The sequence below is a fragment of the Amycolatopsis sp. NPDC003861 genome (assembly GCF_053605405.1).
The window spans coordinates 1-10,982 of record NZ_JBSGJD010000293.1 but is presented as its reverse complement, the minus strand read 5'-3'; the positions used below and the strand labels follow the sequence as shown (position 1 = coordinate 10,982).

Below are 10,982 nucleotides of genomic sequence, written 5' to 3'. Positions count from 1 at the left end.
TGCCGGGGTGCCGGGGTGCCGGGGTGCCGGGGTGCCGGGGTGCCGGGGTGCCGGGCGAAGCGGGTGCGGCCGGGTGAGGCGGCGCTAGCCAGGCGCGGCAGCGGCTGGCTGTGCGGGCGCGGCAAAGGCTGGATGAGGCCCTCGCTCGGGCGAGGCGGCGGTCAGCCGGGCGGGCGCGGTGGCGGCGGCCGTCCGTTCGGGCGAGGGGCGGCCGGCCGGGACTTGCGTCGATCAGGCTTCAGAGCGCGATGGCGAGGTTCACTTCCGCGACCAGCACCACGCCACGGAACTCGGCCTAGGCCTCCTCGGCCGCCGCGGCGGCGGCCAGTCGCGAGGCGGCGGCCAGCCAGGCGGGGCGGTCGGCCGGGCGAAGCGGTCAGCCGGCCGGATCCTGCGCCCGGTCAGGCGTCACAGCGCGATGACCAGGTCCTCCTCCGCCACCAGCACCTCGCCACGGAACTCGCCCCGGGCCTCCTCGGCCGCCGCGGCGCGGTCGGCGCCGGGCCAGAAGTGCGTGAGCAGGAGCCTTTGCGCTCCGGCCTTCTCCGCCCAGTGGCCCGCCTCCGCGGCCGTCATCAGGTAGCGGGGCTCGGCCTCCGGTGGTGGGGTGCGGAGGGTGGCGTCGCAGATGAACAGGTCTGCCTCGCGCCCGAGCTCGGCCAGGGCCGGCGACGGGCCTGTGTCACCCGTGTAGGCGACGGTCAGCCCGTCCGCGACCAGGCGCACCCCGAAATTCGGCTGGTGGTGCGGCAAGGCGTACGACGTCAGCCGGAACGGTCCGACGTCGGCCGCCTCGCCCAAATCTCGCACGTCGAAAAGCGCCGTCGGGTGTGGTCTGGGCTCCATCGCCTCGAGCCTCCGGACGGTTCCGGGCGTGCAGTGCAGCGGCAGCCGTGCCGAAGGCGCGTCGACCTGGACGGTGTAGTGCCACGCTCGCCCGAGCGCGCTCACGTCGGCGCAGTGGTCGGGGTGCTCGTGCGTCACGATCACCGCATCCGGCAACCCGCCTCGACAGTGCGTGAACAACCTCGACGCGGTGCCGTACCCGAGGTCGAGGACAACGCGAAACCCGTTGTGAGACAACAGGAACCCGGCGCAGGCGCGTCCGGGCTCCGGCCATGCGCCACAACTGCCGAGCACAGTCAGATCACCCATGCGCGGCAGTCTGGCAGAACCGGGACAGCGCCCGGCGCCGGTCACCTCACCGGCTCCGCTGCCCGGAGACTCCGCCGGGTAGCGTGCAGTCCGTGCTGACCGTCTCCACCGTGAACGTCAACGGCCTCCGCGCCGCCGCCAAGAAGGGCTTCGTCGAGTGGCTCGCCGCCACCCGAGCCGACGTGGTCGCCTGCCAGGAGGTGCGGGCCGAAGCCAGTCAGCTGCCCGCCGCCGTCGTCGAACCCGAGGGGTGGTTCTCCGTGCACGCCCCCTCGGCCGCCAAGGGGCGCAACGGCGTTGCCGTCTACAGCCGCGTCGAGCCCGAAGAGGTGCGGGTCGGCTTCGGGGAGCCCGAATTCGAAGACAGCGGGCGGTACCTCGAGGTGCACCTGCCGAACGTCGTCGTCGCGAGCCTCTACCTGCCCAGCGGGGACGTCGGCACCGAACGCCAGGACGAAAAGGAACGCTTCATGGCCGCGTTCCTGCCCTACCTCGTCGAGCTCCGGGCGAAGGCCGCCGCCGACGGGCGGGAAGCCGTCGTGGTCGGGGACTGGAACATCGCCTACGACACCGTCGACCTCAAGAACTGGCGCGGCAACCGCAAGAACTCCGGCTTCCTGCCCGAAGAACGCGCCTGGCTCGGCCGCGTCTACACCGAGGCCGGCTTCACCGACGTCCAGCGCCGGCTCGACCCCGAAGGCCCCGGCCCGTACACCTGGTGGTCCTACCGCGGCCAGGCCTTCGACAACGACTCCGGCTGGCGCATCGACTGCCAGCTCGCGACGCCCGGCCTCGCCGAGAAGGTCGTCGACGTCGTGGTCGAGCGAGCGGCCGCCTACGACCAGCGCTGGTCCGACCACGCGCCCGTCACCGCGACCTACGACATCGACTTCCCCCGGTAGGACGCTCAGCAGGAGAGGTTGCCGCCCGTCGGGACGCCGAGGATCCCGGCGAACCGCGTGTACAGGTCGATCCGGCTCTGCACCTGGGCCGGGTTACCGCCGTTGCACTCGATCGAACCGTTGATGCTGCGGATGGTCTCGCCGAAACCACGCCCGTTGACCATCGCGTCGTGCGGCGTCATCGTGCCGGGGCCGCTCTGGGTGTTCCAGTACCAGAGCCCGGTCTGCCACGCGACCGCCGCGTCCCGCTCGACCAGGTACGGGTTGCCGAGCAGGTCGATGCCGAGCGCGTCGCCGGCCGCCTTGTAGTTGAAGTTCCAGCTCAGCTGGATCGGGCCGCGGCCGTAGTACGCCGCGGTGCCCGCCGGGCAGCCGTACGGCTGGCTCGTGTCGCAGTAGTGCGGGTAGTTCGCGGTGTTCTGCTCCACGACGTACACCAGCCCGCCGGTTTCGTGGCTGACGTTCGCGAGGAACGCGGCGGCTTCCTGCTTCTTCACCGTGTCGTCGCCGGTGTTCGCGAAACCGGGGTAGGCCGACAGCGCCGCGGTGAGGCCGCTGTAGGTGTAAAAGGTGTTGCGGCCCGGGAACATCTGCCCGAACTGCGCCTCGCTGACCACAAAGGACGCAGCGGACGCGACCGGGGCCAGTGCGACGGCCGTGACGAGCGCGCTCATCGCCACTCCGGCGCGCTTCAGGAAGCGGGTGATCGCCATGCGGGACTCCTCTTGTCACGCCGTCCGGGCGCGGTCCGGACGGACTCGGCAACTACTCCAAGAGGTATAGACCAATCACTATTCGGTGAAAAGTTTTCCGAACAGGAGGACGCGATCGGAGCAGTGGGTACTGCGGCGAACGTCGCAGCGTAAGCGGATGCTGCGAAGAACGGGTGACCCCCGATCGGACACTCTCCGGTCACGCTCTACTTCAAGTAGTAGCGACTTCACCCACCCGGGTAACGAAAGTGAACCCTGGGGGCGCCCGAGGCGTATTACGGAATGAGCGCTACCCTCGCTTCCGAGTTGATCAGAACCGGCAGGTCTTGACACGCTCGGTAGTTTTCTGACCAGTAGCACGCAACGTCTCACTCGGATGGGTGAGCGTTACTCGCGGGAGGCACTCCGGTGCGCAACCCAGGTCGAACCCTGTTGCGGTCCACCCTGCGCGGTTCCCGCGCGGCCATGGTGGTCGCGCTCGTCCCGGCGGGCCTGCTCCTGGCCGGCGGCAGCGCGTTCGCCGCCGACACGACGACGGCGCAGGCCGACACCAACGTCGAGGCCTTCGGCGTGCTCGGCCCCGTCGGGCTGGTCGCGGTCGCGCTCGGCATCGTCGGCATGACGCTCGGTGTGCTGCGCCAGCGCCGCAAGACCCGGCTGGCCGAGGCCGCCCCCGCGGTGCCGGAGGCGCCCGACCCGGTCACGGCGATGGCCGAAGCCGTCCTCGGCGAGCCCGACGCGACGCCAACCCGCCCGTTCCTCACCCAGCGCCCGAACGCCTGAGGGCCCTCGGCGCCCGCCGCTCGTCGCGGCCTGGAAGAATCCTGACGTGTCCGAAGAGCAGACCGTCGCAGAGCGCCGCCCGCGGGTCCTGTCCGGGATCCAGCCGACCGCCGACTCGTTCCACCTCGGCAACTACCTCGGCGCGCTGCGCCAGTGGGTGAAACTGCAGGACACGCACGAGACGTTCTACAGCGTCGTCGACCTGCACGCGATCACGGTCGAGCAGGACCCGAAGGTGCTGCGCCAGCGCACCCGCGTCTCGGCCGCGCAGCTGCTCGCCATCGGCATCGACCCGCAGCGCAGCGCCCTGTTCGTGCAGAGCCACGTCGCGGAGCACGCGCAGCTGAGCTGGGTCCTGGAGTGCCAGACCGGCTTCGGCGAGGCCGGCCGGATGACGCAGTTCAAGGACAAGTCGGCGAAGCAGGGCTCCGACCGCTCCAGCGTCGGCCTGTTCACCTACCCGGTCCTGCAGGCCGCGGACATCCTGCTCTACCAGGCCGACGCCGTCCCGGTCGGCGAGGACCAGCGCCAGCACCTGGAGCTGACGCGCGACCTCGCGCAGCGCTTCAACAACCGGCTGGGCAAGACGTTCGTGGTGCCGGAGCCGTACATCATCAAGGACACGGCCAAGATCTACGACCTGCAGGAACCGACGGCCAAGATGAGCAAGTCGGCGTCCAACGTCAACGGCATCATCGAGCTGCTCGAGGACCCGAAGCGTTCGGCGAAGAAGCTCCGCTCGGCGGTGACGGACACGGGCCGCGAGGTCAAGTTCGACGCGGAGAACAAGGCGGGCGTCTCGAACCTCCTGACGATCTACTCGGCCCTGACCGGCCGGACGATCCCGGACCTCGAAGCAGCGTACGAGGGCAAGGGCTACGGCGACCTGAAGAAGGACCTCGGCGAGGTGTTCGTCGAGTGGGTGACCCCGGTCCAGGAGCGCGCCAAGTCCTATTTGGACGATGTCGCGGAGCTGGACAAGGTCCTCGCCGCGGGCGCCGAACGTGCGCGCGAGGTGGCGTCGAAGACGCTGGCCAAGACGTACCAGCGAATCGGGTTCCTGCCGCCGGTGCGGTGAAGCTGATCCTGCTCAACGGCCCGCCGGCCGGCGGCAAGTCGACGCTGGCCCGGCGCTACGCCGACCACCACCCGCCGGCGCTGGCCCTGGACGTGGACCGCATCCGGGCGATGCTCGGCGCCTGGCGATCAGCGCCGGGCGAGGCCGGCCGGCTCGCGCGGGAGATCGCCTTGGCGGCGGCGCGGACGCACCTCGGCGCGGGGCACGACGTGGTGGTGCCGCAGCTGGTGGCGCGGGCCGGGTTCCCGGAACGGCTCGAGGCGCTGGCGGCCGAGTGCGGGGCGACTTTCCACGAGGTGGTGTTGCTGCCGGGGCCGGAGGTGGTCCGGCGCCGCTTCGCTGCCCGCGGCACGTCGGAGATCGAGTCGGCCGTGCCGCTGACCGAGCGGGAGTTGGATGCGGCTTACGAGGCGGTCGCCGCGTTCGGTGCGAGCCGCGGGGTGCCGGTGCTCACCGCGGTGGACGCCTATTCCGCGCTGCTGACCTCGATCACGTGAAGGGTGGCGCGTGCCTTGACCCGCGGCGGGCCTGGATCACGTGAACGAACCTCCCCCGCGTCGGCCGCTCGCGTTGCGGGGTTCACCTTGCGTGGTTAGCGTTTCACGGTGGCGACTGAAGAGAAGGAAAAGCTCCTGCCGCGGTTGCGGCGGAAGTACCCGTGGCTCGATCACCTCATCCGGGCCAACGATGCCTTCACCGAGCGATACGGCAACCACTACGCCGCCGCCATCACCTACTTCAGCGTGCTCTCCGTCATCCCGATCCTGATGGTCGCCTTCGCCGTTGTGGGGCTGGCCGTCAACAACGATCCGGACATCATCCGGCAGATCTCCGACGGCATCAAGAAGTCCGTGCCCGGTGGGCTGCAGACCCTCGTCACCGGGATCGTCGACGCCGCGCTCAAGTCCGGGAGCGGGATCGGGATCTTCGGTCTGCTCATCGCCCTCTACTCCGGCGTCGGGTGGATGTCGAACCTGCGGGACGCCCTCACCGCGCAGTGGGGCCAGGAAAAACAGCCGCAGCCGATCGTCAAGCAGACGCTCAAGGACCTCGTTGCGCTGATCGGGCTCGGGGTCGCCCTCGTCGTCTCCTTCGCGCTGACCGCGATCGGCGGTGGCGTGGGGCAGTTCCTGCTCGAACTCGTCGGGCTCGAACACGCCACCTGGGCGATCGTCCTGCTCCGGGGCGCCACCATCGTCCTCGGGCTGGCCGCGAACACCCTCGTCTTCCTCTGGGTGATCGCCCGCCTGCCCCGGGAACGCGTCGCGCTGCGCAGTGCCGTGAAAGGCGCCGTGTTCGCCGCGGTCGGGTTCGTCGTGCTGCAGCAGGCCGCCACGATCTACCTGGCCAGCGTGACGAAGTCGCCCGCGTTCGCGCTGTTCGGGCCGGTCATCGGCCTGCTCGTGTTCGCCAACCTCGTCTCGCGCTTCCTCCTGCTCGTCACGGCCTGGACCGCGACGGCCAAGGAGAACGAACGCAAGGTCATCGCGCCCCCGCCGCCGGTTCGGCTCGAGCAGAACGTCACCCTCCAGCGCGGGCCCGGCCTCGGCGCCGTCGCCGGGGCCTTCAGCGCCGGTGCGCTGCTCGCCTGGCTGGGCGGGCGCCGCAAGTCTTGACAGCTGCGCGTCCAGTAAAGAAACTGAACCGGTAAGAAATCTGAACCGGAGGGTTTCGTGCTGCTGGACGCCGCCCGCGAGTGTGCCGACCTCGCCAAGACCCTCGCCCCGGTCACCGAACGGCAGCGCGCCCTGCCGCCCGAGCTGGTCGCGAAGCTGACCGACGCCGAGCTGTTCCGCACCGGCGTCCCCGGCTACCTCGGCGGCCCCGAAGCGCCGCCCGCCGTCAGCCTCGAAACCGCCGAGACCGTCGCCCGCGGGGACGCCTCCGCCGGCTGGTGCGTCTCGATCGCCGTGACCAGCAGCCTGCTCTCGGCCTACGCCCCGCGGAAGTGCGCCGAGGAAGTCTTCGGGGACCCGCGCACGGTCGCCGCCGGGGTCTGGGCGCCGCGCGGGACCGGCCGGAAGGTCGACGGCGGTTACCTCGTCACCGGCCGGTGGGCCTTCTGCAGCGGCATCCCGCACGCCGACTGGCTCTTCGCCGGGTTCGTCCACGAGAAGGCGCTCTATGTCGCCGCGTTGCCGAAGGCCGACATCGAAGTGCTCGACACCTGGCACACCAACGGCCTGCGCGGCACCGGCAGCCACGACTGCGTCGCCGACGACCTGTTCGTCCCGGAGCACCGCGTCTTCTCGGTGCTGGCCGGCCCGCCGCCGGAAGCCGTTGCGCTGCACCGGTTCCCGCTCTTCGGGTTCTTTGCGCTGTCGGTCGCGGCCGCCGCGCTGGGCAACGCGCGCGGCGCCATCGACGACCTCGTCGAACTTGCCTCGACGCGCACGCCGCTCGGCTCCAGCCGGTCGCTGGCCGAGCGGTCGGCGACCCAGGCCGCGGTCGCGGAGGCCGAAGCGGCCCTGCGTGCCGCGCGGCTGCTCTACTACACGAGCATCGACGACGCCTGGCAGGCCGCGCAGGGCCACGAACCGGTGCCGGACGCGCTCAAGCTGGGCCTCCGGCTGGCCGCGACGCACGTGACGCGCACGGCCGCGAAGGTCGCCGAGAGCATGTACGACCTCGGCGGCGGCGCGGCGATCTACGAGACTTCGCCGTTGCAGCGCCGGTTCCGCGACGCGCACACCGCAACCGCCCACTTCCAGGTCAACCCGGCCAGCTACGAGCTCTCCGGCAAGCTCCTGCTGGGCGTCCCGGCCCGGACGGAACAGCTGTGACCGGCCTGGAGCACCGGTTCACGGCGGACTCGGTCGGCCGCGCGCTCGACCTGGTCGGCGAGCGGTGGAGCCTGCTCATCCTGCGGGAGGCGTTCTTCGGCGTGCGCCGCTACGGCGAGTTCGCGCGCAACCTGTCCATCCCGCGCCCGACGTTGTCCGCCCGGCTGAAGACCCTCGTCGACGCCGGTGTGCTCGAACGGGTCGACCCGGTGCCCGAATACGTGCTGACCACCGCCGGGCGGGACCTCTTCGGCGCCGTCGTCACGCTCATGCAGTGGGGGGACCGGCACCTCGCCGGCCCCGAGGGACCGCCGATCCTGTTGCGGCACCACGACTGCGGGGAGGTCGGCGGGACGTACGTCGCCTGCGGCCACTGCGGCGGCGCGATCGCCACCGATCGGGTGACGCCCGAGCCGGGGCCCGGTTTCCGCTAGCCCGCGGCCTTCTTGCGCTGGTGCCCGACCACGAACCCGCCGACGATGATCAGGAACACCACCAGCGTGATGATCCAGCCGGTGACGCCGAACGGGTCCTCCTTCGCCGCCGACGCGGCCGCGGACGTCCCGCTGTTGCCGGTGCCGCCGTCGGCGAGCACGGACGGATCTTCGCTCGACGGCGCCGCGGCCGGTGCCTGGTAGGTGATCTGGCCGACCGGCACGGCCCGGTCCTCCTCGAGCGCGAAGCCGTAGTCGAGCAGCTTCGCCGCCTGGTCGACCACCTTCGTCGGCTTCTGCTCGGCGCGCAGCATGACGACCGCGAGGCGCTTGCCCTTGCGCTGCGCCGCGCCCACGTAGGTGTGCCGTGCGTCGTCGGTGAAGCCGGTCTTGCCGCCGAGGAAGCCGGGGTAGACGCCGAGGAGCTTGTTGTCGTTGAAGATCGGGATGGCCGGTTTGCCGCCGGTCGCCGGGATCTCGAAGCTCTTCGTCGCGACGACCTTCGCGAACTCCGGCTGCTTCATCGCGTAGTGGAAGATCAGGCTGAGGTCGTAGGCCGAGGTCGACATGCCCGGCCCGTCCAGGCCCGACGGTGTCGCGGCGCGCGTGTCGAGCGCGCCGACCTTCGCGGCCAGCGCGTTCATCTTCGCCACCGTGGCGTCGACCCCGCCGAGGACCGTGGCGAACGCGTGCGCGACGTCGTTGCCCGAGTGCATCAGCAGGCCGTGCAGCAGCTGGTCGACGGTGTACCGGCCGCCGGCGACGAGGCCGACGCAGGTGCACTCCTGCTCGGCGTCCTCCTTCGTTGCGATGATCGGCTGCTGCGGGTCCAGCTGGGTGACGACGACCAGCGCGAGCAGTGTTTTGATCAGGGACGCGGGCCGCTGCCGGGCGTGCGGGTCCTTCGCCGCGACCACCGCGCCGGTGTCGAGGTCCTGCACCACCCAGGACGCCGCGGTGTTGCCGTCCGGCGGGTTGAGCGCGCCGTCCGGGGTGATCAGGCCGCATTCGGCCATCCGAGCACCGCCGATCGGGATCGCGGGCACCGCCAGCGGCGCCGGGGCCTGCTTGCCCGGCGCGGGCTTCTCCGACGTGTCGACCGGCGGCGGAGGTGCCTGGCGGTTCGCGCACTGACCCTGTTGCGGCGCCGCGGCCGCCAGTGCCGGCGAGCTCAGGGCCAGGAGGGCGGCGGCGAGCGTCGTCGTGAAGACCTTGAGCGACCGGGAAACAACGGAGTGCACCCACGCAATCTAGCGTCGCGACCGCCGCCGCATACTACGGGGCATGCGCATTTCACGCGGCACCTCGCTGTTCCTGCTGGCCTTCGGTGTGTGGTCGTGGATCATCTGGATCACCTTCGCGAAGAACCTGTGGGACAGCGACCGGGCCTGGACCCCCGACGGCTCGCCCACCGCCTACTTCGTGGTGCACGCCGTGCTGACCGTCGTTTCGTTCGTGCTCGGCACGATCATCGGCGTGCTCGGCTGGCGCGGCGTCCGGGCCACCGCGCGGGTCTCCTCCTGACTTTGGTCGGTGGCGCGGCTTCCGGGGCCGGTTTAGGTTGACGCCACAGACCCTGGAGGTGGAATGTCCCGTTTACGTCGAATGGCGGCCCCGCTTGCGCTGGCCGTCGGAGGCGGCCTGTTCGCGGTGGCCCCGGCCGCGGAGGCCGCGCCGGCTGCCTGCGACACGACGAGCACGCCGTACACCTACGTCGTGACGTACCAGCCGGGCACCCGCGCGTCGGCTGTAGACAAGGAGCTGGCGGCCAAGTGCGGCACGAAGGTCGCGTACTACGCGCCGATCGGCGTTGCGATCGCCAGCTCGCGCAATGCGGACTTCCAGCAGAAGATCGGCGTCTACCGGGCCTATTCGGGCGCCAAGGACGTGGCCTCCCAGGGTGCGGCGGCCTCGGCCCGTTCGCTGGGCGCGGTGCGCACGCTGGAGGACACCCGCTCGGTCGCGGCGGCCGGTGACCTGTCCGCGCAGCAGTGGGACATGAAGGCGATCCACGCGCCGGAAGCCAACAAGATCTACCAGGGCAGCCGCGCGGTGACGGTCGGCGTGCTCGACTCGGGCATCGAGGCAACACACCCGGCGCTCAAGGCGGCTCTCGACGCTCGCTCGTCGGCCGGCTGCGTGACGGGCGCACCGGACCTGACGCCGGCCTCGTGGCAGCCGACGACCTCGGACCACGGAACGCACGTGGCGGGCACGATCGCGGGCAGGGACCCGGCGGCGGGCTTCACGGGCATCGCCCCGGGCGTCCGGCTGGCCTCGGTGAAGGTGGTCAACGACGCGGGCTACATCTTCCCGGAGTCGGCGGTCTGCGGCCTCGTCTGGGCGGCAGAGCACGGCTTCGCGGTGACGAACAACAGCTACTACATCGACCCGGGGATGTTCTACTGCCCGAAGCAGCCGGGAGACGCGGCGGCGTTCGAGGCGATCCGCAGGGCGGTGGCGTACTCGACGCACCGAGGAGTGCTCAACGTGGCGGCGGCGGGCAACGACAGCTTGGACCTCACGAACCAGACCACGGACAAGAACCGCCCCCACCCGGTGGACGCGTCGTGCGCCATCCTCCCGGGCATGGCTGACGAAGTGGTGACGGTGTCCTCGGTCGGCTACGCGGGCACGAAGTCGGACTTCAGCAATTACGGCGAGATCGAGGTAACGGCCCCGGGCGGCGCGTTCGAGCAGTCGCCACCGGAAGGAGCGGGCCCGGCCTGCCCCCTGTCATCGGTGGTCGGCGGCCAGTACGGCTCGAAGTGCGGAACATCAATGGCATCCCCCCACGCGGCCGGGGTGGCGGCACTGCTGGCATCGAAGTTCCGCGGAGCATCCCCAAGGTTCCTGACGCAGATCCTGGAGAGCGAAGCGGACGTGGTGAGGTGCGCATCGACGGAAGAGGCGTGCACAGGCCCGGCAAAGAACAATTCGTACTACGGCCACGGCCTGGTAAACGCCCTGGACGCGGTCCGCTGACGCAACCAAGAGAGGAGCTGGGTGGTCATCCCGTCGCCTGAGGCCGTGAAATCACTTTGAGCCGGGCCCGCAACCCACCACCCAGAGCGGGGTGACGACGCAAGCTTGCGGGCCCGGCTCAAAGTGATAGGCCTCGTTCAGGCGACGGG

Annotated in this window: 12 protein-coding genes; 9 read left to right on the top strand and 3 right to left on the bottom strand. The window is 70.8% G+C overall.

Annotation, left to right across the window (positions count from 1 at the left end; genetic code table 11):
• Positions 1–408: 408 nt before the first annotated feature.
• Positions 409–1,155: an MBL fold metallo-hydrolase gene (locus ACWEVN_RS42005; protein WP_452054999.1), complete on the bottom strand. Its 747-nt coding sequence runs from the start codon at positions 1,153–1,155 to the stop codon at positions 409–411.
• Between the two features lie 83 nt (positions 1,156–1,238).
• On the opposite strand from ACWEVN_RS42005, the gene ACWEVN_RS42000 reads away from it, so the two are divergent.
• The gene (locus tag ACWEVN_RS42000) at positions 1,239–2,057 is read left to right on the top strand and encodes an exodeoxyribonuclease III (protein ID WP_452054998.1); all 819 of its coding nucleotides are present in this window, start codon (positions 1,239–1,241) and stop codon (positions 2,055–2,057) included.
• 5 nt (positions 2,058–2,062) lie between these two features.
• Here the strand turns inward: ACWEVN_RS42000 and ACWEVN_RS41995 are convergent, their stop codons facing one another.
• Positions 2,063–2,731, bottom strand: coding sequence for a chitinase (locus ACWEVN_RS41995; RefSeq protein WP_396136871.1), 669 nt, complete (start codon positions 2,729–2,731; stop codon positions 2,063–2,065).
• 471 nt (positions 2,732–3,202) lie between these two features.
• On the opposite strand from ACWEVN_RS41995, the gene ACWEVN_RS41990 reads away from it, so the two are divergent.
• The 6 genes from ACWEVN_RS41990 to ACWEVN_RS41965 all read left to right on the top strand — a co-directional run bounded on the left by ACWEVN_RS41990 (position 3,203) and on the right by ACWEVN_RS41965 (position 7,848).
• Entirely contained in the window at positions 3,203–3,553 is a 351-nt protein-coding gene (locus ACWEVN_RS41990) for a hypothetical protein (protein ID WP_452054997.1), read from the top strand.
• Positions 3,554–3,599: 46 nt separating this feature from the next.
• Positions 3,600–4,631 (top strand): tryptophan--tRNA ligase, encoded by a 1,032-nt coding sequence (gene trpS, locus ACWEVN_RS41985; RefSeq protein WP_452054996.1) that lies wholly within the window; start codon positions 3,600–3,602, stop codon positions 4,629–4,631.
• The gene (locus ACWEVN_RS41980) at positions 4,628–5,128 is read left to right on the top strand and encodes an AAA family ATPase (RefSeq protein ID WP_452054995.1); all 501 of its coding nucleotides are present in this window, start codon (positions 4,628–4,630) and stop codon (positions 5,126–5,128) included. Before trpS ends, ACWEVN_RS41980 begins: the two co-directional genes overlap by 4 nt.
• A gap of 108 nt (positions 5,129–5,236) precedes the next feature.
• The gene (gene yhjD, locus ACWEVN_RS41975; RefSeq protein WP_452054994.1) at positions 5,237–6,247 is read left to right on the top strand and encodes an inner membrane protein YhjD; all 1,011 of its coding nucleotides are present in this window, start codon (positions 5,237–5,239) and stop codon (positions 6,245–6,247) included.
• A gap of 57 nt (positions 6,248–6,304) precedes the next feature.
• Positions 6,305–7,414, top strand: a complete 1,110-nt coding sequence (locus ACWEVN_RS41970; protein ID WP_452054993.1) for an acyl-CoA dehydrogenase family protein — start codon at positions 6,305–6,307, stop codon at positions 7,412–7,414.
• Positions 7,411–7,848, top strand: coding sequence for a winged helix-turn-helix transcriptional regulator (locus ACWEVN_RS41965; protein ID WP_452054992.1), 438 nt, complete (start codon positions 7,411–7,413; stop codon positions 7,846–7,848). Before ACWEVN_RS41970 ends, ACWEVN_RS41965 begins: the two co-directional genes overlap by 4 nt.
• On the opposite strand, the gene ACWEVN_RS41960 is transcribed toward ACWEVN_RS41965, so the two are convergent.
• Positions 7,845–9,089, bottom strand: coding sequence for a D-alanyl-D-alanine carboxypeptidase family protein (locus ACWEVN_RS41960; protein ID WP_452054991.1), 1,245 nt, complete (start codon positions 9,087–9,089; stop codon positions 7,845–7,847). The genes ACWEVN_RS41965 and ACWEVN_RS41960 overlap by 4 nt on opposite strands.
• A gap of 43 nt (positions 9,090–9,132) precedes the next feature.
• Between ACWEVN_RS41960 and ACWEVN_RS41955 the strand changes: the two genes are divergently transcribed.
• Both ACWEVN_RS41955 and ACWEVN_RS41950 read left to right on the top strand, forming a co-directional pair.
• Positions 9,133–9,372, top strand: a complete 240-nt coding sequence (locus ACWEVN_RS41955) for an SCO4848 family membrane protein (protein ID WP_310967462.1) — start codon at positions 9,133–9,135, stop codon at positions 9,370–9,372.
• A 63-nt stretch (positions 9,373–9,435) separates the two neighbouring features.
• Positions 9,436–10,833, top strand: coding sequence for a S8 family peptidase (locus tag ACWEVN_RS41950; protein WP_452054990.1), 1,398 nt, complete (start codon positions 9,436–9,438; stop codon positions 10,831–10,833).
• Positions 10,834–10,982 lie beyond the last annotated feature (149 nt).

What these genes read in the sequence shown, in the direction of transcription:
- ACWEVN_RS42005 (WP_452054999.1), bottom strand. Translation starts at nt 1,155, where the DNA reads ATGGGTGATCTGACTGTGCTCGGCAGTTGTGGCGCATGGCCGGAGCCC.
- ACWEVN_RS41995 (WP_396136871.1), bottom strand. Translation starts at nt 2,731, where the DNA reads ATGAGCGCGCTCGTCACGGCCGTCGCACTGGCCCCGGTCGCGTCCGCT.
- ACWEVN_RS41955 (WP_310967462.1), top strand. Translation starts at nt 9,133, where the DNA reads ATGCGCATTTCACGCGGCACCTCGCTGTTCCTGCTGGCCTTCGGTGTG.
- ACWEVN_RS41950 (WP_452054990.1), top strand. Translation starts at nt 9,436, where the DNA reads ATGTCCCGTTTACGTCGAATGGCGGCCCCGCTTGCGCTGGCCGTCGGA.